At 58.3% G+C, this 22,031-nt stretch carries 25 protein-coding genes and 4 tRNA genes; 14 read left to right on the top strand and 15 right to left on the bottom strand.

Annotated elements, in window-relative coordinates; all coding sequences use genetic code 11:
- Positions 1–5: 5 nt before the first annotated feature.
- From B149_RS0102035 to B149_RS0102015, 5 genes are read right to left on the bottom strand one after another with little or no spacing between them, the layout of a single operon-like run.
- A complete protein-coding gene (locus B149_RS0102035; protein WP_018123491.1) occupies positions 6–788 on the bottom strand; it encodes an ABC transporter permease in 783 nt (260 codons plus the stop codon).
- Entirely contained in the window at positions 788–1,666 is an 879-nt protein-coding gene (locus B149_RS0102030; RefSeq protein ID WP_018123490.1) for an ABC transporter permease, read from the bottom strand. The genes B149_RS0102035 and B149_RS0102030 overlap by 1 nt, the downstream gene beginning before the upstream one ends.
- Positions 1,653–2,873 carry an ABC transporter substrate-binding protein gene (locus B149_RS0102025; RefSeq protein WP_018123489.1) on the bottom strand — a complete coding sequence of 407 codons (1,221 nt, stop codon included), beginning with the start codon at positions 2,871–2,873 and terminating at the stop codon, positions 1,653–1,655. Before B149_RS0102025 ends, B149_RS0102030 begins: the two co-directional genes overlap by 14 nt.
- A 24-nt stretch (positions 2,874–2,897) precedes the next feature.
- Positions 2,898–3,833 carry an ABC transporter ATP-binding protein gene (locus B149_RS0102020; RefSeq protein WP_018123488.1) on the bottom strand — a complete coding sequence of 312 codons (936 nt, stop codon included), beginning with the start codon at positions 3,831–3,833 and terminating at the stop codon, positions 2,898–2,900.
- Positions 3,809–4,801 carry a phosphotransferase family protein gene (locus B149_RS0102015; protein ID WP_018123487.1) on the bottom strand — a complete coding sequence of 331 codons (993 nt, stop codon included), beginning with the start codon at positions 4,799–4,801 and terminating at the stop codon, positions 3,809–3,811. Before B149_RS0102015 ends, B149_RS0102020 begins: the two co-directional genes overlap by 25 nt.
- 50 nt (positions 4,802–4,851) lie before the next feature.
- Here B149_RS0102015 and B149_RS0102010 point away from each other — a divergent pair, with 50 nt between their 5' ends.
- A complete protein-coding gene (locus B149_RS0102010) occupies positions 4,852–5,061 on the top strand; it encodes a ferredoxin (RefSeq protein ID WP_018123486.1) in 210 nt (69 codons plus the stop codon).
- On the opposite strand, the gene B149_RS0102005 is transcribed toward B149_RS0102010, so the two are convergent.
- A complete protein-coding gene (locus tag B149_RS0102005; RefSeq protein ID WP_018123485.1) occupies positions 5,058–5,627 on the bottom strand; it encodes a type I restriction enzyme HsdR N-terminal domain-containing protein in 570 nt (189 codons plus the stop codon). The genes B149_RS0102010 and B149_RS0102005 overlap by 4 nt on opposite strands.
- 140 nt (positions 5,628–5,767) lie before the next feature.
- Here B149_RS0102005 and B149_RS16200 point away from each other — a divergent pair, with 140 nt between their 5' ends.
- From B149_RS16200 to B149_RS0101985, 4 genes are all read left to right on the top strand, one after another.
- The gene (locus B149_RS16200; protein ID WP_018123484.1) at positions 5,768–6,439 is read left to right on the top strand and encodes a FadR/GntR family transcriptional regulator; all 672 of its coding nucleotides are present in this window, start codon (positions 5,768–5,770) and stop codon (positions 6,437–6,439) included.
- 13 nt (positions 6,440–6,452) lie between these two features.
- Complete coding sequence (locus tag B149_RS0101995) at positions 6,453–7,250, top strand: sulfite exporter TauE/SafE family protein (RefSeq protein ID WP_018123483.1); 798 nt, start codon at positions 6,453–6,455, stop codon at positions 7,248–7,250.
- A 15-nt stretch (positions 7,251–7,265) separates the two neighbouring features.
- Positions 7,266–8,285: an alpha-hydroxy-acid oxidizing protein gene (locus B149_RS0101990; RefSeq protein WP_018123482.1), complete on the top strand. Its 1,020-nt coding sequence runs from the start codon at positions 7,266–7,268 to the stop codon at positions 8,283–8,285.
- A 49-nt stretch (positions 8,286–8,334) separates the two neighbouring features.
- Positions 8,335–8,421 (top strand) — tRNA-Leu (locus tag B149_RS0101985).
- 209 nt (positions 8,422–8,630) lie between these two features.
- On the opposite strand, the gene B149_RS17700 is transcribed toward B149_RS0101985, so the two are convergent.
- From B149_RS17700 to B149_RS0101965, 4 genes are all read right to left on the bottom strand, one after another.
- On the bottom strand, positions 8,631–9,050 hold the full coding sequence (locus tag B149_RS17700) for an amphi-Trp domain-containing protein (RefSeq protein ID WP_018123481.1): 420 nt from the start codon (positions 9,048–9,050) through the stop codon (positions 8,631–8,633).
- Positions 9,051–9,081: 31 nt separating this feature from the next.
- Positions 9,082–10,281 carry a GAK system CofD-like protein gene (locus B149_RS0101975; protein ID WP_018123480.1) on the bottom strand — a complete coding sequence of 400 codons (1,200 nt, stop codon included), beginning with the start codon at positions 10,279–10,281 and terminating at the stop codon, positions 9,082–9,084.
- A 175-nt stretch (positions 10,282–10,456) separates the two neighbouring features.
- Positions 10,457–11,782: a GGDEF domain-containing response regulator gene (locus B149_RS0101970; RefSeq protein WP_018123479.1), complete on the bottom strand. Its 1,326-nt coding sequence runs from the start codon at positions 11,780–11,782 to the stop codon at positions 10,457–10,459.
- On the bottom strand, positions 11,775–12,482 hold the full coding sequence (locus tag B149_RS0101965; protein ID WP_018123478.1) for a 2-phosphosulfolactate phosphatase: 708 nt from the start codon (positions 12,480–12,482) through the stop codon (positions 11,775–11,777). The genes B149_RS0101970 and B149_RS0101965 overlap by 8 nt, the downstream gene beginning before the upstream one ends.
- A 141-nt stretch (positions 12,483–12,623) precedes the next feature.
- On the opposite strand from B149_RS0101965, the gene B149_RS0101960 reads away from it, so the two are divergent.
- Positions 12,624–13,583, top strand: a complete 960-nt coding sequence (locus tag B149_RS0101960; RefSeq protein WP_018123477.1) for a UDP-glucuronic acid decarboxylase family protein — start codon at positions 12,624–12,626, stop codon at positions 13,581–13,583.
- 56 nt (positions 13,584–13,639) lie between these two features.
- Here the strand turns inward: B149_RS0101960 and B149_RS0101955 are convergent, their stop codons facing one another.
- Entirely contained in the window at positions 13,640–14,629 is a 990-nt protein-coding gene (locus tag B149_RS0101955; protein ID WP_018123476.1) for a glycosyltransferase family 4 protein, read from the bottom strand.
- Positions 14,626–15,732, bottom strand: a complete 1,107-nt coding sequence (locus tag B149_RS0101950) for a glycosyltransferase family 4 protein (RefSeq protein ID WP_040372096.1) — start codon at positions 15,730–15,732, stop codon at positions 14,626–14,628. The genes B149_RS0101955 and B149_RS0101950 overlap by 4 nt, the downstream gene beginning before the upstream one ends.
- 109 nt (positions 15,733–15,841) lie before the next feature.
- Here B149_RS0101950 and B149_RS0101945 point away from each other — a divergent pair, with 109 nt between their 5' ends.
- Complete coding sequence (locus B149_RS0101945) at positions 15,842–16,759, top strand: DUF1848 domain-containing protein (protein ID WP_026167392.1); 918 nt, start codon at positions 15,842–15,844, stop codon at positions 16,757–16,759.
- Between the two features lie 11 nt (positions 16,760–16,770).
- Positions 16,771–17,370, top strand: a complete 600-nt coding sequence (locus tag B149_RS0101940) for a phosphatase PAP2 family protein (protein ID WP_018123473.1) — start codon at positions 16,771–16,773, stop codon at positions 17,368–17,370.
- A gap of 57 nt (positions 17,371–17,427) precedes the next feature.
- On the opposite strand, the gene B149_RS0101935 is transcribed toward B149_RS0101940, so the two are convergent.
- The 3 genes from B149_RS0101935 to B149_RS0101925 are packed head-to-tail and all read right to left on the bottom strand — an operon-like array spanning position 17,428 to position 19,101.
- Complete coding sequence (locus tag B149_RS0101935; protein WP_018123472.1) at positions 17,428–18,129, bottom strand: TVP38/TMEM64 family protein; 702 nt, start codon at positions 18,127–18,129, stop codon at positions 17,428–17,430.
- Positions 18,129–18,374 (bottom strand): hypothetical protein, encoded by a 246-nt coding sequence (locus B149_RS0101930; protein WP_018123471.1) that lies wholly within the window; start codon positions 18,372–18,374, stop codon positions 18,129–18,131. Before B149_RS0101930 ends, B149_RS0101935 begins: the two co-directional genes overlap by 1 nt.
- 1 nt (position 18,375) lies before the next feature.
- The gene (locus B149_RS0101925; protein WP_018123470.1) at positions 18,376–19,101 is read right to left on the bottom strand and encodes a glycosyltransferase family 2 protein; all 726 of its coding nucleotides are present in this window, start codon (positions 19,099–19,101) and stop codon (positions 18,376–18,378) included.
- 90 nt (positions 19,102–19,191) lie between these two features.
- Here B149_RS0101925 and B149_RS0101920 point away from each other — a divergent pair.
- The 6 genes from B149_RS0101920 (at position 19,192) to B149_RS0101895 (ending at position 22,027) form a co-directional block, all read left to right on the top strand.
- Positions 19,192–19,268, top strand: a tRNA-Met gene (locus tag B149_RS0101920).
- A gap of 95 nt (positions 19,269–19,363) precedes the next feature.
- A tRNA-Met gene (locus B149_RS0101915) sits at positions 19,364–19,440 on the top strand.
- A 65-nt stretch (positions 19,441–19,505) separates the two neighbouring features.
- Positions 19,506–19,582: transfer RNA gene (locus B149_RS0101910), tRNA-Met, on the top strand.
- A gap of 86 nt (positions 19,583–19,668) precedes the next feature.
- Positions 19,669–20,295, top strand: a complete 627-nt coding sequence (locus tag B149_RS0101905) for a Vat family streptogramin A O-acetyltransferase (RefSeq protein ID WP_018123469.1) — start codon at positions 19,669–19,671, stop codon at positions 20,293–20,295.
- Positions 20,296–20,370: 75 nt separating this feature from the next.
- On the top strand, positions 20,371–21,015 hold the full coding sequence (gene trhA, locus B149_RS0101900; RefSeq protein ID WP_018123468.1) for a PAQR family membrane homeostasis protein TrhA: 645 nt from the start codon (positions 20,371–20,373) through the stop codon (positions 21,013–21,015).
- A gap of 220 nt (positions 21,016–21,235) precedes the next feature.
- A complete protein-coding gene (locus B149_RS0101895; RefSeq protein WP_018123467.1) occupies positions 21,236–22,027 on the top strand; it encodes an amino acid ABC transporter substrate-binding protein in 792 nt (263 codons plus the stop codon).
- Positions 22,028–22,031 lie beyond the last annotated feature (4 nt).

Genomic DNA, 22,031 nt, shown 5'->3' with positions numbered 1-22,031 from the left:
TCCTGCTAATATATTCCGCGACCACGATATACCCGAGTCGTCAGGTATTCAACCACGAAAAACAGGGAGATGGGTACTACAAGGAACAGCAGCGTCAGCGCAGATCCCACGCTGCGGTCTGAGGAGTTGAGGAAGGGGAATAGGTACCCGGTATACGAATCCACGGCTCCACCGCCGATCAGGAAAACGAGGAAGTATTCGGAAAAGGCCACGAGAAATACAATGGAGGCTCCGGCGACAACCGCAGGGATCAACAGCGGCAGTTCGACCTTCAGGAATATACGTAGCGGCGAGGCACCGAGATTGGCCGCGCACTGCTCGTATTCGGGCCCCACGGCCTGAAACCCCGCCACCAACGCCCTGAGCATATAGGGGTAGCTGAAAAGCGTCAGCACCAGCACCACGCCCGGAAACGTGTCGGCGAGTCCCGCGTGGATGAACATGACGTGCACCCCCATGGAGAATGTCATGGACGGGACCAGCGCAGGCGCCAGCAGCAGCCCTTCCAGAAACCGCTTCCCGGTGAACCGGCAGCGTGCAAAATGATGCGCGGGCATGATGCAGAGAACCAGGGAAAGCATCACGGTGCAGAGTGAGTAGGCCATGGAAGACAGCAGCTTGGAACCGATATCCAAAGCGTGGTCCGTGAGGTAGATCGCGCCCCTGTACGACAGTTCATCCGGTATCAACTGCGGCCAGGACCAGCCCGGAGCAACTGTGTAGACGCCCAGCACGGCCAGCGGGAGCAGCGAAAAAACCCCGATGAGCAGAAAGACCACCCGATTCATCACAGCTTGCGCTCCCTCGACTTCATGGACGCGGCAACTCTGGTGTACAGCCAAATGAATCCTAAAGAGAACAGGAACATGCAGGTCAGGATCGCCATGGCCGCAGGCCGGTCGGCAAGCTCTCGCCTGAAATACAGATTATAAGCCTCGATAGACAGCATTCCCGGCGAACTCTCCCCGAGCAGGAACGGGATGTCGAACGCGCCGAAGGAGTATAGAAACAGTATGATGAAAGCGGTGTGCAGCGTACGGGCCATGTGCGGCAGGACGATACGGGTGAAGACACGCCCTTCTCCGGCGCCGAGCATCCGCGCGGTCTGGATCTGCTGCGGATTCATTCGCTTCAGCACAGCGTACGTCAGAAGGATTGTGAAAGGTATTTCCTTGTAGATGTAGGCCAGTATCATCCCGAAGCCATTGCCGGAGAACAGCACTGAGGGGAACTCGGAAACAGTCTCGACCAGTCCGAGGTGATACCCGATGGAACTTATGACGCCAGACTTGCTCCAGAAAACGAGCACGATGAAGGCAACGGCTATGTGCGGCAGGATAAGGGGCACCTTGTAGATCACTACAGCCCTCTCAAACCTGTCAGGCAGCCGCCAGATCAGGTAGGCGACCACCGCGCCGACAGCAACCGAAATCACCGCTGAGGTCAGGGCCACGAAGAAGGACAGCCCTGCCGAGGCGAGGTAATGCGGCTCCAGCAGCTTCCGGTAGGCATCCAGTGTCCCGCCTTCATACGGAAAAGGCAGAAAAAAACCGAAGGACTGGGCTGCGGCCAGCGCCAGTCCTCCGGCAAAAAGCACAATAAGCGGCAGGAGCAACGGCGAAAGCTTGAAAAGCGTTCGCCCAGCCCCGGCGCTAGCGCAGGACATTCTCCTCCCAGCCCTTTTCCAGTGCCTCGACGTATTCGGCCGCCACTTCCGGTACGGCGGCATTGCTCAACACCTCGGCGCCGAGGGTGGCCTCGCCAAGATCCACTTTTTCAAAGGCTTCACGCTGTTCCTGACTCAACCGGCTCACGTCGATTCCAGGGAAATCGCCCCAGTTTTCCGGACGAAGTTTGGAAAACTGGGCTTCCGGGCTCATGAGAAAGTTCGCCACCACCATAGCTCCGGCCTTGTTCGAAGCGTTGAAGGGAATCGCGTTGAAATGAAGGTTGAAGATCGCCCCTTCTTTCATGACGAACGTCCTAACCGACTCGGGGTACAGCCCTTCCATGATCTTGTTCTGCGCATGCATCGGGTGGTAACTCATGTTGATGTCCACCTCACCGCGGGCAAAAAGAGTGTCCAGCGCGGCGACATCCTTGGGATAGCTCTGGCCTCCCTGCCACAGATAGGGTTCGAGGCGGTTCAGGTACTCCCACAACTTGGGAGCGTTTCGTTCAAAGAGGTCCTGGTCCCAGCCTTTCAGATATTGGTCCACCCCGCCCGTGACGGCGTAGAAGGCCTGACGGATGAAGGCCGACCCGGTGAAATCCGGCGGCTGGGGATAGGTGAACTTTCCGGGATGCTCTTTGACCCACTGCTCCAGTTCGGCGAAGCTGCCGGGCCGACCGTTGTCGCGCTCGGGATCAAACTCGAAAACGAACTGTGCCTTGCCGTAGGGGGTTTCGTATCCATCCACCGGAAAGCCGAAATCATACGCGGCCAGTTCCTTATCGACGTACTGATTATAGTTGGGCAGTTTTTCCGCGTAGGGCCCAAAGAGCGCTTCCGCTTCCCTGCATGCCTTGAAATTCTCGCCGTTTATCCAGAGCAGGTCGATGGTGCCCTTTTCCCGTCCTGCCGCCTTCTCCGTCAGCAACTTGTTGACGAAGACCGAAGCGTCCATGGGCACCCGCACCAGCGTAATGCCGTACTTTTCACGAACTTCTCCGGCCAGATAGGTATCCACCCATTCATTTATCTGGGCCGACCCGCCCCACATGTAAAACCGAACGGTACTGCCCTCCGCGGCTGCCCGGGCTGCGGAGAAATCTTTCTCCAGCCAGTCCTCGTCCGCGATGTCGGGCCCTCCGCACCCCGCCATGCATATAAGCAGAACGGCGAAAACCGCCGTTAACAGACGCCGTGCCATCAACTCCCCCCCCCAAAAAAAATTTCATTCAATGATTTCAATTGCCACCCTGTCTCCATGGCGCAGGGCGGAATCGGTACCGTAAACGGTTATAACAGTATCGCCAACCTCGACAAGATATTTCGTGAAGTGCCCGGCAAAATCCGCGCACAGCACCCGCCCCGCGCCGTCCTCACGCGGATGGAGAAGCAGGGATTCCGGCCGTACTGCCCGACGTTGTGTTCCCTCGCATCCCATCAAGGTCAGCACCTCTCCCTCAAGCACGTTGAGCGGCCCGAGAAACCGCGCAGCATCTTCGTGAACCGGATTGAAATAGACGTCGCGAGCTTCACCGAACTGCACCAGCCGCCCGTCCATGACCAGCCCGATGCGGTCGGACATGACAAAGGCCTCCTCCAGATCATGGGTGACACTCAATGTGGTCACTCCGAAATTCCTTTGTGTTTCCCGTATGAATTCGGCGGTCTGAAGCTTGAGATTCCGGTCAAGGTTGGCAAAAGGCTCGTCGAGCAGGAGCATCATGGGATTCACCACCAGCCCACGCGCAATGGCAACGCGCTGCCGCTGACCACCGGAAAGATGCTCCGGGTAGGCATCGGCCTTGGAGACAAGCCCGAAGTAGTCCAACACCTCCATGACTCTGCGCCGGACTTCGTCCCCAGACAGACGTCTGGCCCGAAGCCCGAAGGCCACGTTTTCGCAGACCGTCATGGATGGGAAAAGCACATAGTCCTGAAAAACCATGATCACCGGGTTCTCCCGGGAGGGCTCATTCTGAAAGATCACCCTGCCGGACGTCGGCCTATCCAGCCCCGCCACCAGCTTGAGCAGCGTGGTCTTGCCCGCCCCGCTCGGGCCGATGATCGAGACCATCTCCCCCTTTTCCATGCCGAAGGTCACATCCTCCAGCACCGGTGCCGCCTCATAAGTCTTTGTCAGCCCTTCAACGCCAAAAAACATTCCATTTCATCCAGATAGCGTTCAATGCGTCCAAAGGTGAACTCGTTTTTAAGCAGTCTCCCCGGACGGGTGTATTCGTACCAGGCCATGAAGCACCAGCTCATGGCACGCAGCAGGATGGTCCGCTCCATGACATCCGCCCCACGAAGACAGTCGCTCAGGGACATGTCCAGCCCGGCGAATTGACGATACTCGCTCACAAAGGCGCGCTTGCCCTCGTCGTCGAAACGAAAGTCTGTCTTCCAGAGGGTCGTGGTGGGCACGAGGAAATGCCCGATATCCTGAAAACGGCTTGAGACCACTGCCTTTTCCCAGTCCACGAGCTTGACCCGGGGCCCGGCCCCTTCACCGTCCCGGTCCACTATGAAGTTCCCCGAATTCACCTCCGTGTTGACAACGCAGAACGGATCCGAGGCGAACAGGTCCGCAGACTCGTCGGCCAATTCAAGCACAGTATCCCGGTATCGCAGGATCATGTCCCGTTCACGCTTTCTGGGATGATCCGGGTAGCGGTGCACCAGTTCAAGGCTTTCAGCGGCGATGTCCCGCACCGGGTCAGCCTGCACGACCAGCCCTTCAGGCACCGGCACCGCATGGACAGCCGAAAAGACCTGAGCTGCCCCCTGCCAGTCCTCAGCGTAATCCAGTGGCCCTCCCGGCAGATATTCCATGAGTAGAACGCCATTGGGAAACACATCCGTACCGGCCGGGTCCACGTGAAGGGGTTTCGGTGTCACGCCGGACGCTTCCACCGCGCGAAGCACCCGGAATTCATACCCAACCTGATTCTCAAGACCGAGCTGTGAGCCGTGATTGATGCGAAAGACATACAAATCACCGCCCGCGGACCGCACAAGATGATTCTCATTGTATTCACCCGCGGCGAGAAACGTCACGGACTCGGGTCCGGACACTTCCAGCCATCCGGATGATTGGAGATAATCGTATATCTGAGAGTTTCTGCTCATTTCTTTAACCGAATCATTGCCAAGCCCCGTTCCGGGCTTATTATCGATGCATGACCGAAAGCAAGAAACACGACATCGGCCTAGACCTCGGAGCATGCAACGGCTGCTACGGATGCGTGGACCTCAACCCCGAAATATTCGGATGGGACGACGATTCCGAGCGACCATTCCTCATCAGGCAAGAAGCCACGCGCGACGAGATCGCGGAGGCAATAGCCTGCTGCCCCGGGGATTGCATCTTTCTCGAAGACGAGGACTAGTCCCCGGACTTCTTAGGTGCCGGACAGGATTCACTACAGCAGCTGCCAAAGAGGAATCCATTGTATGTATGGAAAATGCGGGTCTGACGCTCCCGCTGCTCCTCGGTAAGCGCGGTGCGTTCCGCTTCGGCGGCCATCTTCTTCAATTCCTCCCATGAAGGAACCGCCTGCATGCCGCCAGCAATGCAGTCGCCAGTTTTCACATCCATCAGAGAGGCGTCCATGGTGTCCGTGACCAATGCGTTCGGAGCGGGCATCTCGCCGATGAGCCTCGCGGCGCATACGGTTTCCCGCTCATAGCTTCCAATGTCGCCCGAACAGAAGATGATCACGAAAATCGGGTTGTCGTCCTCGTCGTAGACCACCAGATCAATAGGGCGGTCATACTTCTCACCATCAATGACATATTCGAGATTGACCTTGGCCCTGAGCCGGTCCTTCGGGTATCCCTTTTCCTCCACCAGCAGCTTGGCCAGCGCCTGACGGAATTCCTCGTAGGTGGTCTCCTCGATCTCTTCGCCAGTCAGGTAATCCCTGAGCGTTCCGCCCAGACTGGTTTCATGCATGACATCCTCCCATGGCAAGTATCCTGCGCTATATCACCTTTTTTTCCACTCTACGCAACCATGGCCCATGAAAAAAGGGGTTGCGATGAGAAACGTCCTACAGTATTGGTACTGCCAAACTTTAAATTGGTTGGACCAATATGCCGCACTTTCCTCAATATGAACTGATTGCCGAGCGGATACTCGAACTCATCCGCGACAAGGGTTTCGAGCCGGGAGACAAGCTGCCTCCCGAACGCGCTCTCGCAGAACGCTTCCGGGTGTCACGCAACTGCATCCGGGAGGCGCTTCGTTCGCTGACCGAATCCGGCATCATCCGCAGCCGCCGGGGTGATGGGACCTATTTCGAAGGGCCGGACATCGCTAAGGCTTCCGAACACATCGGCAAGGCCGTGAACCGCCACAAGCAACGCATCTCGGAGATATTCGAGTTGCGGCACATGCTGGAACCGCAGATAGCCGGGCTTGCCGCAAAACGCATCGGGGCCGAAGACCTGCAAAAGCTCAAGGCCATGGTCTGCGACCAGCACCGGGCCGTGCTGGCAGGCGAGGACGAATCCGGCATCGACGACCAATTCCACCGCATCCTTGCGGAAGCAGTGGGCAACCGCGCCGTGCTGGAAGTGCTCGACGCTGTCCACGAGCTACTGTGTGACACCAGAAGCGCGCCGCTAAGAGACCGGGAACGCGGCCTCGCCTCGGTTCAGGGGCACCACAGCATCATCGAGGCGCTGGAGCACGGCGACTCGGAAGGCGCACGCAAGGCCATGGAAAATCACCTGTCCAGAATTGAACAGACCGTCATGAAATAACCGGAGGCCCCCAATGCTCACCGTCTTCCTCACCTACATGCTCATGGGCGCGCTGGCCGGAGTGCTGGCAGGACTGCTCGGAATCGGCGGCGGACTCGTCATCGTCCCGATCCTCTACTTCTGCTTCACTGCGCAGGGAGTGCCCCACGACGTGATGATGCATCTGGCGCTCGGCACTTCGCTCGCCACCATCATCTTCACATCCATCTCCAGTTTCATGGCCCACAACCGGCGGGGCGCGGTTCTCTGGAACGTTTTCAAAACCATTACACCGGGCATCCTGACCGGAACATTTCTGGGCTCGGTCATCGCGACCTCGCTTCCCACGGAATTTCTCAAGGGCTTTTTCGGTGTTTTCCTGTACTATGTATCCTTCCAGATGCTCACAGGCAAAAAGCCCAAGCCCGGGAGAACCATTCCCGGTGCAGCAGGCATGTTCGGTGCGGGCAACGGTATTGGCATTTTTTCCGCGCTGGTGGGTATTGGCGGCGGAACGCTCTCGGTGCCGTTCCTCACCTGGTGCAACGTCAAGATTCATCAGGCCATCGGAACCGCGGCAGCCATAGGACTGCCCATCGCCATAGCCGGGTCTGCTGGCTTCCTCGTTCGCGGCCTCGGCAACCCGGACCTTCCGGATTTTTCGGCGGGATTCATTTACCTTCCCGCCCTGCTCGGCATCGTCAGCATGAGCATTTTCACCGCCCCACTCGGGGCAAGACTGGCACACAGCCTGCCAGTTGACAAACTCAAGAAGATCTTCGCACTGCTGCTCTTTCTCGTGGGCAGCAAGATGCTCTGGAGCCTTTTCTAAACCAAGGAGACAGCCATGAAGGAAATTCGAGACAAGGCGCGTGGACTGATGAAAGGGTACTGCCGCGTCTGCAAGGTGTGCGACGGGAAAGCCTGCGCTGGCGAAGTCCCCGGAATGGGCGGCCTCGGCACTGGCTCGTCGTTCATGAACAACGTGACGGCCCTGAGACAGGTCCGCCTGAACATGCGCCTGATTCACGACGCCGTGGAGCCCGACACCAGCACCACCCTGCTGGGACTGGACCTCGACATGCCCGTCATGGCCGCACCCATCGGCGGCGTGTCCTTCAACATGGGCGGTGAGATCGAGGAAAACGAATACACCGACGCCATCGTGGGCGGCTGTCGCAGCAAGGGCATTATCGGCTGCACCGGCGACGGCGTTCCGCCGCTCATCCACGAGTCCGGCAACGAGTCCATCCGCGCCAACGACGGTCACGGCATTCCGTTCGTCAAACCGTGGGACGGCGGCGAGCTGCACGAAAAACTCGAAAAGGCCCACGCCACAGGCTGTCCCGCCATCGGTATGGACATCGACGCGGCCGGGCTGATCACCCTGCGCAAGATGGGCCGCCCGGTCTCGCCCAAGACCGCCGACGAGATTCACACCATCGTTGATGCGGTGCATGACTGGGGTCTCAAATTCATCCTCAAGGGCGTCATGACCCCGGATGAAGCGCTTCAGGCCGCGGACCTCGGCGCCGACGCCATCGTCATCTCCAACCACGGCGGACGCGTGCTGGACCACTGTCCCGGCACTGCCGAGGTGCTCCCCGACATCGCCGCACAGGTCAAGGGCCGCCTGACCGTGCTCGCCGACGGCGGCGTACGCGACGGCGTGGACGTGCTCAAGCTCATCGCCCTCGGCGCGGACGGCGTCATGATCGGTCGTCCCTTCTCCGTGGCCGCCCTCGGTGGACTTCAGGAAGGCGTGGAAACCTACGCCGACGCCATCAAGGCTCAACTCATGCAGGCCATGGTGCTCACGGGTTGCGCCACCATCGCGGATGCAGGGCCGAAAATCCTTTACGGATAAAAAAATGCTTGCATAAGAGACAGTGAACAGATAAACACTTCTCTCGCCTGCCGAAGTGGTGGAATTGGTAGACACGCTAGGTTCAGGGTCTAGTGGGAGCAATCCCGTGGAAGTTCGAGTCTTCTCTTCGGCACCATAAAAAGAACAAAGGTTGCGGCTCAAGCCGCAACCTTTTCTTTTTGCATTCTTAATCCCATCCCAAGTAACGTGATGCCCGACATCCCGCGATTGACCCTGCGGGGCTCCGTCGTGATTCCCACTATTTCAAAAGCAAGGGCTCCGGTCTTTCAACCGGAGCCCTTTTAGTGATTGTATCACTGCCAATTGAAACGGTCACTCTCCTCGCTAGCTACTGCGCGTGGCGGGCGACGTGGTGGCAGGGGGTGTCTTCTCGCTTTTGGCCGGAGTCTTCGCCTCGTCGCGTACGGCCGGAGTCTCGCCCTCCTCCTGCTTAACAAGCGCATCTTCATACGCTTCAGCCGGGACCGTTTCGACATCTCCGCTTTCCTCCTCTTCAGAGGAAATGGAAACATCCGACTCCTGATCGTCGTACCATGACAGTTCAAGGGAGAATTTCCGTTTATCCTTCTTGACCTTGGCCTCGACCTCGACATTCATGCGTTCGGCAGGTTCCAGCGCCACCTGCTCGTCATCCCTGCTGACAACGATGCTTCCGGATTTCAGGCCGTCCAGCAGGTCTTCCAGATAGGTCACCACTTCCTCGCGGGAAAGAACCTGTTTGATCTTCACTTTGCTCTTTTCCATGGGAACCCTCCTTTTATCTTCGGGGAGTATATCAAGTCAGTGAGAGAAGCACCTGCGAAAGAAGTCTTCCATCAATATACGGCTCACTCTCATCGCTCACCAGATCGCAATCCACTACCCTTGCTCCGAGTGCTTCCACTTCCTCTGCGGCGAAAGGGATCCTGTAGTCGCCACGACATGTGTCAACAATCACCAGATCCGGCACGGTTCGCTCAGTGACCCCGTCGGCGCGCAGGCATTCGCCCAACAACGCGACCTGATCGGCCACGGTCATGCCGATAGCCTCGGGGTCGCGTCCCATATTGGGTACGAAGACCTTGGGGCACGGGTTGTCGGCAACGGCATTTCCGACCCCACGCGGCAACAGGTTGGCCACCACGCTCGTATAAAAACTGCCAACAGGATAACATATCAGCTCGGCCTGCGCCAAAGCTTCAAGGACATTTTCATCCACTGCGGGTTCGACCGGATCTTCATCCTGTAAGGACTCGGCCAGCCAGAGGGACTCCACCGGGCTGTCAAGCGGCGCCGATTCTTTGCCAGTAAGCAAATGCTGCCCCACGATGACCCGGTCATCACGAAGCCGCGCAGCAAGGTGCAGGTCCCGGTTCACCACAGGCATTACCGTACCGCAAACCTGCACGAGCTTGGAAAACAAGTAGACCACCGGGTCCATCTGTCGCCGACTCGTGAGGTATCCCGCCGCAAGGACGAGGTTGCCCACACTCGCCCCGCGAAGGTCGAAGTCAGCCGGCATGCGTTCCAGAAAATCCTGAAAATGATTGAGGATGATCTTGCGCATGGGATCGGGAACGGAACATACATACCGGTGCTTGCCGGAAGCCATTTCGGCCAATTCCGCTTTGAGCTTATCCTGCTCCGCATCCTCTGACAGACGGTAGGTAAAGAGACGATATATCTCGGGATTGCCGTGCACCGTCTGGTCGGAAAGCGCCATGAGGCGGTTGCGGATATCACCCACCGCAGGCATTGCGAACGCATCCCGCAGCACAGCCGAGCTGCCGCCGGAGTCGAAAGGGGTTATGATGTGAACGGAGTTGTGTGTATAGCGTATGAGTTCACGCGACGTATCACGCAATGCCGTGCCGCCGCTGAAAAAAAGGATTCGCGGTCCCACCTCGGGAGCGCGCCGATACCGCTCCACCTTGAGATGATCCGGTATGGCGACTTCACGCGAAATGCTCACCCGTCTGCATTGAAGATCACTCATGCTGCAAATCTCCGCTGGTCAGCCCTTTGGTGCGCAACAAGACGCACACTCCACTTATCTCACGTCCAAGGAGCGTAACACAGCTTGCCCCAGCTAGCATAGACTCACCGGGGCAGCAGCAAAGGTTTTCCGAAATCAGCACAGATAATGGGGTGGTCGGATGCGAACGCAGGATTCAAATTTCTCCGTAGAAACCGTAGGGGCATTCTCCCCGGCGTTTGCAACCGTACATGGCCTCGTCTGCCTTGCCCAGAAGGGTCGCCGGGTCATCTCCGTCTTCAGGGTACACGCTGATGCCGACAGTGGCTCCCACATGAAACTCCCTTCCCGCGATGATGTACGGCCGTGAGACGATTTCGATGAGTCCGGCTGCCACATCCCCGGCATGACCGGAGTCTTCGAGCCGCTCCAGCAGGATGCCGAATTCATCCCCGCCGATGCGGGCGAGCGTGTCTGCGGCCCGGATGCGTTTCTGAATACGCTCTGCCACCAGCCGCAGGACCACATCGCCCGTTTGATGCCCGTTACTGTCGTTGATGCTCTTGAAGTCATCGAGATCGACAAACAGCACGGCAAGCCGCGTGTCGTAGCGCTGCGCGGAATTGATGGCATGTTCTAGACGGTCGAAAAATACGTGGCGGTTGGGGATGCGGGTGAGGCTGTCCATGGTTGCCAGCACCTGCAATTCCTTCTCTTCCTTTTTACGTGCGGTCACATCCTCGACCACGCCGACGATGGTCTCGTTGCCATCCTCGTCACGCACCAGCCGGGAACTTTCGGAGCACCAGATGATCTGGCCGTTACGACGCATGGCCTGAAATTCATAGTTGGTGACCACGCCGTCGCGCCGGATGTTTTCCAGATAGAGCCTTCGCTGCTGGCGGTCCACCATGATGCTGTCGGCCCGGTTTTCGACACTGAGCAGTTCATCGAGGGATTCATATCCCAACAGCTTGACCAGTGCCGGGTTCGCTTCGAGAAAGCGCCCATCCACCGTGGAACGGAAGATTCCCTCCACAGCGCGCTCAAAAATGGAGCGATATTTCTCTTCGGCGCGACGAAGCTTTTCCTCGGTGCGGCGATGCTCCTCGATCTCTTTTTCAAGCAGCTTCTTCTGACGGTGCAGTTCAAGAAAAATGTTCACCTTGCTTTTGAGCGCCTGAACATCCACGGGACGGAACAGGTAATCCACCGCACCGGAAGCATATCCCTGATTGACGTTCTCCTGATCCTGAAAAATGGCCGTGATGAAGATAATGGGGACGTGGCGAGCCCGATCGACCTCCTTGATGGCCAGCGCGGTCTCGTACCCGTCCATCTGAGGCATCTGGATATCCAGCAGGATAAGCGCGAAATCGTTTTTCTTGACCAGTTCAATGGCCTCAATGCCGTCGGAGGCCTGCACAACTTCGCATTCCTCCATGGCCAGCAGATGATTCAGAAGAACGCGGTTGGTCTCGGAGTCGTCAACCACCAGTACTTTCATGATCCCATCAGGCATGGTCCACCTCCGAAGGCTCCAGTCGCGTCAGACTGACGGCATCAGCTTCTTCGGGCTCGGCGCGCAGCACGAATCCGTAGCGATCCAACTCGGTGCAAAGTTCGAAATCCCTTTCGGGAGCGTGCGTCATTTCGGGGTCGAAGAATTTGGCGGCGGAAGGAATGGTGGCCAGATACGTCCTGAGTGCGTCGAAGCTGTTGGGATACCCTTCCACTTCGTTCTTGATGAACATGGCGCACATGGTGTCCTCCATGCTGCGTTCGCGTCCCGCTGTCCCCAGAGCCACAAGACTTACCAGGTCGTATCCGGCGGATTCGATGTAGCGGGCCACGGCGGTCGCATTGACAAAGGAGCCGGTGATTATTTCATCCGCCCCCGAAGCGGCAAGAAGCCCCTGCGTTCCGGCGCTGGTGGTGTGCACGATTCCACGGCCTGCAAAATCCTCGTTCTCGATCTCGGTGGGCGAATTGCCGAAGTCGAAGCCGGGAAGCATCACGGCATCCCGCTCCCCCATGAGAACGGAGCCTTTTTCCCCAGCCAAACGGCGGGCCGTATCTTCCGAACCGACTGCGAGATACTCTCCGGCACCGTTATCCACAGCCATGCAGGCCACGGAGAACGCACGAAACACGTCTATGACAACGGTGAGACCCTCTGCGGCCTCTGCCCCGTCAAGACCTTCCAATATTTGAATTTTCATCTAAAAAACTCCCCAAAAATAACACTGAGTAACGTGTCCCGCAATTTGGACTTTACTCTGCGGAAAAGGGGAGTGCAAGGTCTACATCCACATTTCAACAGTTCTTCCCGACAGTTGACGGTTTGTTAATGGACGGGTTACATGCCTTTGATGAAAGAAAAAACCGTTCTCGTCACCGGCGGCGCCGGATTTCTTGGCTCGCACCTGTGCGAACGCCTGCTTGAGCAGGGCAACGAGGTGCTTTGCGTCGACAACTACTTCACCGGTCGCAAGCAGAACATCCTGCATCTTCTGGAGTCGCCGCATTTCGAGATTCTGCGTCACGACGTGACGTTTCCCCTCTATGTCGAGGTGGATGAAATATACAACCTCGCCTGCCCGGCATCCCCGGTCCACTACCAGTTCGACCCGGTGCAGACCACCAAGACCTCGGTGCACGGCGCCATCAACATGCTGGGGCTGGCCAAACGGATCAAAGCCAAAATTCTTCAGGCATCCACATCCGAGGTCTACGGCGACCCGGAGATGCACCCGCAGCGCGAGGAATACTGGGGCAATGTCAATCCCATCGGCCCGCGCTCCTGCTACGACGAGGGCAAACGCTGCGCCGAAACGCTTTTCTTCGACTATCACCGCCAACACGGACTTGAGATCAAGGTCGCAAGGATATTCAATACCTATGGCCCGCGCATGGCTCTTGACGACGGCCGCGTGGTATCCAACTTCATCCTTCAGGCACTGCGCGGCGAACCTATCACGATCTACGGCGAGGGGCAGCAAACGCGCAGCTTCTGCTATGTTGACGATCTGGTGGAAGGGATGATCCGTCTGATGAATGATACGCCCGGCGACTTCACCGGCCCCATGAACCTCGGCAACCCCGGAGAGTTCACCATCATGGAGTTGGCGGAAACGGTGCTGGAACTGACCGGCTCCAAGTCGGAAATCGTGTTCCGCCCCCTGCCGGAGAACGACCCCATGCAGCGCAAGCCGGACATTTCGCTCGCCAAAAGCACCATCGGCTGGGAACCCACGATCCGCCTGCACGATGGCCTCAGGAAGACCATCGAATACTTCAAGGCCTTTACCGCAAGCATCTAATCAAAAGAACAAAGGGCCGGACAGGTGCGCCATGCCGGCCCCGCCGAGCATCAGCACTACAGGCTTTCGAGCGCTTCCCAGAACTGCTGCCCCACCACCCCGTGGTCAAACTGCGAGGTGACGGTTTCGCGCGCCGCACGGCGCATGGAATTGTGAAGCTCTCTGTCGGATGCCAAGCGCATGACACATTCGCTCCATTCCTGCGGGTTCGACACGAGAAATCCATTGCGCCCGTGCTCGACAATCTCTTCATTGACTCCGGCGGCCGAAGCCACAGGCACAACGCCACACGCCATATAGCGCAGGATGGTGGACCCACAGCGACCAAGAGAGAACTCGTCGCTTTCCAGCGGCACGAGCCCCACATCCATGGACTGCAGCTGCCGAATCTCCTGCTCGGGCGCCCATTTGGACCAGAACACGTAATTCTCCCCACAACCGTGATACTGGCTTTCCGAGACCACGGCGAACTGAAGAATTCCGGCGTGCCTGTGAAGCTGCTCCATACAGTATTCAAAAGGCTTCATGTTCGTATCGGCGCCCATCCAGCCCACCTGAAAACAGTCCGGCTCCGCGCTTCTGGGGCCGAAGGTGAACACGGATGTATCCAGCCCGGTGGAGACCATGCGCACGTTCTCGGAGTACTCGCACGCCTTGGCGGCAAGCCCTCTGTTGCCCGCCACGCAAAGGTCCGCTTCACCGGCCTGCGTTGCAAAGCGTTGCGCAAGGGCTTTCGTTTTTGCAATCCGCCGGGCGGTTTCGTGTTCCGGCAATGTCCAAACGGCCTCGTCGAAATCGAACACCACCGCGCCGCAGCGACGTCTGATCATGCTCAGTTCCCATGGGGAAAGCAGATGTTGGTGCACGACGCAGATGTCAGCGGCCGGAATGGTTGCCAGCACCGGCAAACGCAGGGCAACATTTGATGAAAGGCCGATCTGGAGGGTCTCATGGCCTCTGGCCGTACCGCGTGCGGCAAACGGACGAGCCCGGAAACGGACGCACGGAAGCGTTTCGTCCGACGGGGTGAGAAAAAGTATCTTCATGTCTGACGGGGCTTTTTCCTGATCATATCCTCAACGACGTCCATATACGGCTCCATGCCGCATTCAACATCGTCGGGCCACCGGAAACCGTCCGTCCTCGGTTCCCCGGCAGCCTTCAACACTTTCTGGGCCAAACCATGCTCGTCACCCGGATCCTCAAGAATCATGTCATCGGGAAGAAAAATGGAACTTCCGTTGCTGGTGGTGGAAATGACACGGCACCCGCAGGCCAGAGCTTCGACCACGGCGTTCGAGCACGCATCATAGAAGGTCGGGAGCACGAAGATGTCCGAGGCCCGGTACAGCGAAGGCATGTCCTCCACCTTGCCGAGAAACTCCACCCTGTCCGCTACACCGAGCTCTTTTGCAAGCTTCACGTACTTTTCGGGATTGCGACCACCCGCCACCTTCAGACGAAAGTGGGCAGGCAAAAGAGGCATCATCCGCACCAGCGTGCGCACGCCCTTGAGCGCGAAGTTGGTTCCCGCCGTGGAAACAAGCACCTCGTCCGGAGCGACCCCGGCAGCACGCCGGAGCTCCGCCCGCTCGTCATGAGTGGCGGGGCTGAACCGCTCCAGATCCGGCTTGTTGTAAATGACCTTGATACGTTCAGGATCAAGCTGCGGAAACGACCGGCACATCCAGCCCTTCACGAGATCGGAAACGCAGATGATGAGCGGATCGCTTTCCAGCCGTTTACGTTCCAGCCACTGGATAATGCGGTTGGCGGGCGAGAGCCTGCGCCGCAGACACTTCAGAAAACGCTGCGGTCCCGGCGGCCACGCCTTTATGGAAAGATTCCAGAAATTTCGCTGTGGCCCACCGCCCACGCGGATGATATCGTGACCAAGGCTCTTGCCCAACCCGAAACTCAGGTCGTACCCGCCGCGTTTTCTCGCAGCGTCGGCCTTCAGGGCGAAGTGCAGCACCTTGAACCACTTGAACGGTCCGAACCGCCCCAGCACGACAGGACGCACACCCTCAGGCGGCTCGGTCTCGCATCTGGAACATATGAAATCGACGTCATACCCTCTCCCGGCAAGAGCAGCGGAGAATCTCCAGGCAAAGCTCTCGGCGCCGCCGTAGCGGCTCAGACGGGGCATGACGACGGCAATTCTTGCAGTTTTGTCAGTCACGGAGGAAGATTGACAGGCATCGCGGGAGACCGCAAGATTTTTTGCGGCAAACCGACACGAACGGGAGAACTTTACCTTGATCATAAGCGCAAGCCGCAGGACCGACATCCCGGCCCTGTACCCCGAATGGTTCATGAACAGGGTCCGGGCCGGATTCTGCACCGTGCCCAGACCGCGGGACCGCAAAGTGCACGACACCGTCTCCCTGCGTCCGGCAGACGTGGATGCCGTGGTTTTCTGGACACGCAACCCGGCTCCGCTGCTTCCGCATCTGGGCGAACTTGAACGGCAGGGGCTGGGCAACTTCATGTTCCTGTTCACCCTGCTGGATTATCCCGAAATCATGGAACCGGGGCTTCCGCCTATAGATGTACGCATCCGCACTTTTCGGGAACTCGCGTCTCGCATCGGCCCCGAGCGCGTCGTCTGGCGGTATGACCCAATCGTTATTTCCCGGACCTTTGACGCGAAACAGCAGCTGAAAAGTTTTGCGAGGCTGGCGAACAGGCTGGAAGGGGCAACAAATCGCTGCATCATCAGCGTTGCCGAAGACTACCCCGGCAACCGCAGCAGGCTTGCACGACTTGAAACACACGGTCTCGCGCCGGACTTCAGTGCACCGGGGCTGCATGAGATCATGGAAGGGTTCGCAAAGACTGCCTCACGGCACGGCATGGAGATTTCCTGCTGCTCCCAGCCGGAGGAAGTCACTGCATTGGGCATCGAAAACGCCCCGTGTATCGACGGGGAGCGCATCAACCGCCTTTTCAAGACTTCGGTTCCATGCAATAAGGACGGCGGTCAGAGGGCGAGATGCCGCTGTACCCGCTCCAGGGACATCGGCGCCTATGACACCTGCACTCACGGGTGCCTTTACTGCTACGCCAACGCGGATTTCGGCCGTTCCGCCGGGAACCGCCGAGAACACGATCCGGAAGCCACCAGCCTGACAGGCTCGCCACAGGCGCAGTTGCCGCTTCTGAAATACACCTGACGGAGTCCCTGATGTTCTTCCAAACCCCGCAATTCGACCTGACCCTGCAAAGACTCATCAACGTCCAGTGGCGAAATGAGTTCCTCGATGTGCTCATGCCGATCGTTTCCGACATGAAGACCCTCGTCATCATCCTGATTCCGATCATCGCTGTGCTCGTATATCGACGCGGACCGAGGCAGCTGATGCTTTTCCTCGTGCTCGTGGCGGGATTGGGAATGGCCGACTTCACCACCAACTTCGTGAAGGACGGTGTGGGACGCGTGCGGCCGCTCAACGCCATCGCAGGAACCCATTTCGTGGAAGACGGGAAGTGGCAGCAGCGCGGCCCGAAGTTCGTGCAAACCAAGGAGCACGGCTCATCCTACCCTTCCGCGCATGCGGCCAACACCATGTGTCTGGCAATTCTGGCAGGCCTGCTCTGGCCCGCCACGCGCAGGTGGATTTTCGTGGTGCCCCTCGTCGTGGGCTACTCAAGGGTGTATTTGGGCAAGCACTATCCGCTGGATGTGCTCATGGGCTGGCTCTTCGGTGTCGCGATCGCCCTGACCGTGTGGCTGATCTGGAGCCGACTCGTGAATCCTGCGCTTGAACGCCGCTCACGAGGCTGACCCTCTCCCCTTCCGGAAAACGGCCACGCGGCGCAAACCGCCCTGCTCCGCAAATGGCTATTCCTCAAGCAATGATTCGGCCCGGTAGCGGCGATACATGATCACGCCGAGCCAGCCGGAAATCATGAGCAGCACGACGCTCACACTCACCGCTATCACCACGCCCTGTGTGGATTCCGCGTTCATGCCCGCGCCGAAAAGGGCGAACACGAAATTCTGCGGGATGTAGCCGAGGGACGATCCCAGCACGAACGGCAGCAGCGGGATGCTGCTCACGCCGGCCGCGAGGTTGGTCAGCAGATTGCTGCCGAGCGGAAAAAGCCGGATGGCCAACGCCATCAGGAACGGCTGACCGCTCAGGAACGCATCGAGCCTGCCCAGACGGGAACCGAACTTGCGGGCGACGAAATCGCGCCCAGAAAAACGACCGTAGAGGGATGCCGTGGCACAGCCGAGGCCGCAGCCGACGGTGGTCAGCAGCGTTCCGCCTATGGCACCGAACGCGAAACCGCCGAGAAATCCGAAAAGCTGTCTGGGAAGGCCGAGCGCCGTAAGGCAGGCGGTTATGCCCATGAATATGAGGCCGGACATGGGGCCGGAGCCCAACACGTGGGAATCGAACCACGCGGTGTCCCGCAACAGGCCTTCCAGCCCGGAGCTCCTCGCCATCCATACCCCCGCACCGAAGATGCAGAGCATGATCACGCCCTTGACGGCAGATCGGATGCCGCTTCTCTCCGCGCGGTCTGGACTTTTCATCACTGTTTTCTCCATATCCGGAACACTGTCGCCGCCAGAAAGCACTGGGCGGCAATAAACACAGGGTCGCTCTGCACCGCTCCGTAGGCAAGGCCCGAGAGAAGGGATGCGGCGAGGACCGTCAGCAGCCACGGGCCGCCTTGTAGCGTTTTTTCGCCCGGCCGCAAAGCCCCGGAGAGCAGGAAAAATGCGCATTGCCCGAGAACTGCAGGCAGCAGAAGCCACCAGTACGCGGGCAGAGCCATATTACCTGCGTTCCCGTATGGAGTATTCGAGGTTGCGACTCATGAGCCAGCGCACGCCGATCAGATCGTAAATACCCTGAACGCCCCGCTCCCAGTTGCTGTACTTGGAAACGCCGGTGATTCGGGGACGATGGTTGACCTTGACCTCGGAGATGCGCGCACCCTGCAACCGCATGAGCGCAGGAAGAAAGCGGTGCATGTTCCGGAAGCGCGGCAGCTTGAGCAGAATCTCCCGCCGCATGACCTTGAGGGAACAGCCCGTGTCGCGCACGCCGTCTGCCGTGAACGCGTCGCGGACCTTGTTGGCGAGCTTGGAGGCGATGCGCTTGGAGAGCGTATCCTTGCGGTTGGCCCGCCAGCCCACCACCATGTCATACCCACGGCAGAACTCGTCCAGCATGGCCGGAATGTCCGCCGGATCGTTCTGTCCGTCCGCGTCCATGGTGATGACCACGGGCGTCTCGGCCGTGTCGAACCCGGCACAGAAGGCCGCAGACTGGCCGCGGTTCTCGGCGAAGGTCACGTACCGTGCGGTTTCGGGATTATCGTCGGCTATTCTCTTTATGACGTCGAGGCTGCCGTCGGAACTGCAGTCGTCCACAAAAAGGGCCTGCCACTTCTTCCCGGTGCTTTCCGCCGCGTTTCGAATTTCACGGAAAAGCGCATCGAGGTTGTCCTGCTCATTGAAAACCGGCAGGACCACGGTGAATGAATCGTTGTTTTGCATAGCCGGAAAGAAATACGGAATTTGGAGAAAGTTGTAAATAGAGGCTTGACAGTAAGCACCAGAAAGCCTAGTTACCTCTTCGCAACGTGACGCGGGGTGGAGCAGTACGGTAGCTCGTCGGGCTCATAACCCGAAGGTCGTCAGTTCAAATCTGGCCCCCGCTACCATAGCATTTACGGAGACCCGTCCCCAAGCGGGTTTCTTTTTTCCCTAAAAACGGGAATCGCCGACGCTGAATCGGCAGACATACATCACGAAATGACGCGGGGTGGAGCAGTACGGTAGCTCGTCGGGCTCATAACCCGAAGGTCGCAGGTTCAAATCCTGTCCCCGCTACCATCGATCATCAAACCGGGAGACCGAACGGTCTACATCTCCGGATTCAGCAGAAATTTTCATAGTGACGCGGGGTGGAGCAGTACGGTAGCTCGTCGGGCTCATAACCCGAAGGTCGTCAGTTCAAATCTGGCCCCCGCTACCACATTTCATTAAAGCGGCATTCGATTTTCATCGAATGCCTCTTTCTTTTGGTTTACCGCTCACCATTCCTTCCTGTATCCTCTCACGATGAATGGACCAGCCCCCAACTCCAAGTACCCGGTAAAGCGCTTTCCTCAGATAACGTTCATAAAAAACTTCAACACGAATCCGAACATCGAGATCGGGGAATATACCTACTACGATGATCCTGATGACCCGGAAAACTTCTTCCGAAATATCCTCTACCACTTCGACTTCATCGGAGACCGGCTTGAGATCGGAAAGTTCTGCGCCATCGCAAGGGGGACCCATTTCATTATGAACGGTGCCAATCATGCCATGGACGGCTTCTCATCATATCCGTTCTTCATTTTTGGCGCAGGCTGGGAACACACCGCTCCGGAAAAACTGCCCTACAAGGGCGACACCATCATCGGAAGCGATGTCTGGATCGGGCACGACGCCACCATCATGCCGGGCGTGAAAATCGGCCACGGAGCCGTCGTGGCGGCCAAGGCTGTGGTGACCAGGGATGTGGAGCCATACAGCGTGGTTGCGGGCAACCCGGCCAAGGAGATTCGCAGACGCTTCGCGCCGGAAGTCGTTGAAGAGTTGCTGCAAATTCGCTGGTGGGAATGGGACATCGAAAAAATCACCAGAAATCTCGAAGCAATAACGGGTGCCGACCCGCAGGCGCTCCGATCTGCCGAATGAAGAAAAAACGGCAAACAGGCATTTGACAACGCCTCCCGTCGACAGCAATATATCCATGCATCAGGGAGGCAGTTCATGACCAACATCCTCAGAGACCCACTCAGCGGACTCACGCACTGCATCGGTGCGGCTCTGGCCGTTTGGGGAACGGTTCTGCTCATCCTGCGCTCCGTTTCCCCTGTCCAGCCGTGGCACATCGTGACCTTCTCCGTCTTTGGCGGCGGTATGATCCTGTTGTACATCACCAGCACGCTTTATCACTGGCTCCCGCTCAAGGATAAGGCCCTCGCGATGATGCGGCGGATCGACCACTGCATGATTTTCATCTACATCGCAGCAACCTACACGCCCATCTGCCTCATCCCCTTGCGCGGCCCGTGGGGTTGGAGCATCTTCGGCGCAGTGTGGGGGCTTGCCGTACTCGGCATAGCGGTAAAGCTCTTCTGGATGCACGCCCCGCGCTGGGTCTCCACCGGGTTCTACCTCGGTATGGGTTGGATGGTCATCTTTGGCGTTTATCCGCTGGTGCAGAACCTCCAACTCGGCGCCCTGCTCTGGCTGCTGGCCGGGGGGCTTGCCTACAGCACCGGCGCGGTCATCTACGCCCTCAAGCGACCCGACCCGTTCCCCAAGGTTTTCGGATTCCACGAACTGTTCCACGTCTTCGTCATGGCTGGCAGCGCCTGCCATTACGTGGTGATGTACCGCTACATCAGCTGATTACGACATCCCTTGCCACCCCCCGGTTCCGAGACCGTTTTTCGAAAAATCCATGCGTTTTCACACGAAATGCGGAATGACTATACATTTCAACCTTCTCCTCACTACATCAACCACCTGAAATAATGTGATTTTATTTCATATTGCCAAGTTCCAATCTTTCCTGTAAGCCCAATTCCACTGATATTTACCATTTTTGAAACACAGGAGAGGAACTGGGATGAAACGTCTTATCACTGCTGTTCTGGTCATGGTCATGTGCCTGAGCGCCGCCTCCGCGTTTGCCGCGGACAACTCCTGGCAGCGCGTCAAGGACGCCGGAAAACTCGTCATCGGTCTCGACGACGCGTTCCCGCCCATGGGTTTCCGTAACGATGACGGCGAAATCGTCGGGTTTGACGTGGACGCAGCCGAAGAAGTCGGCAAGCGCCTCGGCATCGACATCGTCTGGCAGCCCACCGAATGGAAGGGTGTGATCAACTCCCTCTACGCCAAGAAATTCGACTGCATCTGGAACGGCATGACCATCACGCCGGAACGCCAGAAAAAGGTCGCCTTCACCAAGCCCTACATCATGGACGGCCAGATCGCCGCGGTCCGTATGGATGAGGCCGACATCAAGAAGCACGAAGACCTCGGCGGAAAGATCGTGGGCGTGCAGGCCGGCTCCCCGGCTCTGGAAGCCGCGAAGAAGCTGCCCAAGGCTGCCTCTGAAATCCGCGAGTACGACACCAACCCCAAGGCTTTCCTTGACCTCGAAGCCGATCGCCTCGACGCCGTGGTGGTGGATAACGTAACCGGCCGCTACTATATGGCTTCCCGCCCCGGTAAGTTCCGCGCGCTGCCCGGATACATCACCAAGGAAGCCTTCGGCGTGGCGTTCCGCATGGAAGACAACGCCCTGCGCGCCAAGATTCAGGAAACCATCGACGCCATGATCGCCGACGGAACCATGGGTGAAATCTCCCGCAAGTGGTTTGGCGAAGACGTCACCAACCCGGAAGACTGGTAAGCAC

This window comes from Desulfovibrio oxyclinae DSM 11498 (assembly GCF_000375485.1).
Taxonomy (GTDB): domain Bacteria; phylum Desulfobacterota; class Desulfovibrionia; order Desulfovibrionales; family Desulfovibrionaceae; genus Pseudodesulfovibrio; species Pseudodesulfovibrio oxyclinae.
Note: the sequence above shows the minus strand (reverse complement) of the source record. Positions and strands in the feature narration are given on the sequence as shown.

What these genes read in the sequence shown, in the direction of transcription:
- B149_RS0102035 (WP_018123491.1), bottom strand. Translation starts at nt 788, where the DNA reads ATGAATCGGGTGGTCTTTCTGCTCATCGGGGTTTTTTCGCTGCTCCCG.
- B149_RS0102030 (WP_018123490.1), bottom strand. Translation starts at nt 1,666, where the DNA reads ATGTCCTGCGCTAGCGCCGGGGCTGGGCGAACGCTTTTCAAGCTTTCG.
- B149_RS0102025 (WP_018123489.1), bottom strand. Translation starts at nt 2,873, where the DNA reads ATGGCACGGCGTCTGTTAACGGCGGTTTTCGCCGTTCTGCTTATATGC.
- B149_RS0102020 (WP_018123488.1), bottom strand. Translation starts at nt 3,833, where the DNA reads ATGTTTTTTGGCGTTGAAGGGCTGACAAAGACTTATGAGGCGGCACCG.
- B149_RS0102015 (WP_018123487.1), bottom strand. Translation starts at nt 4,801, where the DNA reads ATGAGCAGAAACTCTCAGATATACGATTATCTCCAATCATCCGGATGG.
- B149_RS0102010 (WP_018123486.1), top strand. Translation starts at nt 4,852, where the DNA reads ATGACCGAAAGCAAGAAACACGACATCGGCCTAGACCTCGGAGCATGC.
- B149_RS0102005 (WP_018123485.1), bottom strand. Translation starts at nt 5,627, where the DNA reads ATGCATGAAACCAGTCTGGGCGGAACGCTCAGGGATTACCTGACTGGC.
- B149_RS16200 (WP_018123484.1), top strand. Translation starts at nt 5,768, where the DNA reads ATGCCGCACTTTCCTCAATATGAACTGATTGCCGAGCGGATACTCGAA.
- B149_RS0101995 (WP_018123483.1), top strand. Translation starts at nt 6,453, where the DNA reads ATGCTCACCGTCTTCCTCACCTACATGCTCATGGGCGCGCTGGCCGGA.
- B149_RS0101990 (WP_018123482.1), top strand. Translation starts at nt 7,266, where the DNA reads ATGAAGGAAATTCGAGACAAGGCGCGTGGACTGATGAAAGGGTACTGC.
- B149_RS17700 (WP_018123481.1), bottom strand. Translation starts at nt 9,050, where the DNA reads ATGGAAAAGAGCAAAGTGAAGATCAAACAGGTTCTTTCCCGCGAGGAA.
- B149_RS0101975 (WP_018123480.1), bottom strand. Translation starts at nt 10,281, where the DNA reads ATGAGTGATCTTCAATGCAGACGGGTGAGCATTTCGCGTGAAGTCGCC.
- B149_RS0101970 (WP_018123479.1), bottom strand. Translation starts at nt 11,782, where the DNA reads ATGCCTGATGGGATCATGAAAGTACTGGTGGTTGACGACTCCGAGACC.
- B149_RS0101965 (WP_018123478.1), bottom strand. Translation starts at nt 12,482, where the DNA reads ATGAAAATTCAAATATTGGAAGGTCTTGACGGGGCAGAGGCCGCAGAG.
- B149_RS0101960 (WP_018123477.1), top strand. Translation starts at nt 12,624, where the DNA reads ATGCCTTTGATGAAAGAAAAAACCGTTCTCGTCACCGGCGGCGCCGGA.
- B149_RS0101955 (WP_018123476.1), bottom strand. Translation starts at nt 14,629, where the DNA reads ATGAAGATACTTTTTCTCACCCCGTCGGACGAAACGCTTCCGTGCGTC.
- B149_RS0101950 (WP_040372096.1), bottom strand. Translation starts at nt 15,732, where the DNA reads ATGCCCCGTCTGAGCCGCTACGGCGGCGCCGAGAGCTTTGCCTGGAGA.
- B149_RS0101940 (WP_018123473.1), top strand. Translation starts at nt 16,771, where the DNA reads ATGTTCTTCCAAACCCCGCAATTCGACCTGACCCTGCAAAGACTCATC.
- B149_RS0101935 (WP_018123472.1), bottom strand. Translation starts at nt 18,129, where the DNA reads ATGAAAAGTCCAGACCGCGCGGAGAGAAGCGGCATCCGATCTGCCGTC.
- B149_RS0101930 (WP_018123471.1), bottom strand. Translation starts at nt 18,374, where the DNA reads ATGGCTCTGCCCGCGTACTGGTGGCTTCTGCTGCCTGCAGTTCTCGGG.
- B149_RS0101925 (WP_018123470.1), bottom strand. Translation starts at nt 19,101, where the DNA reads ATGCAAAACAACGATTCATTCACCGTGGTCCTGCCGGTTTTCAATGAG.
- B149_RS0101905 (WP_018123469.1), top strand. Translation starts at nt 19,669, where the DNA reads ATGAATGGACCAGCCCCCAACTCCAAGTACCCGGTAAAGCGCTTTCCT.
- trhA (WP_018123468.1), top strand. Translation starts at nt 20,371, where the DNA reads ATGACCAACATCCTCAGAGACCCACTCAGCGGACTCACGCACTGCATC.
- B149_RS0101895 (WP_018123467.1), top strand. Translation starts at nt 21,236, where the DNA reads ATGAAACGTCTTATCACTGCTGTTCTGGTCATGGTCATGTGCCTGAGC.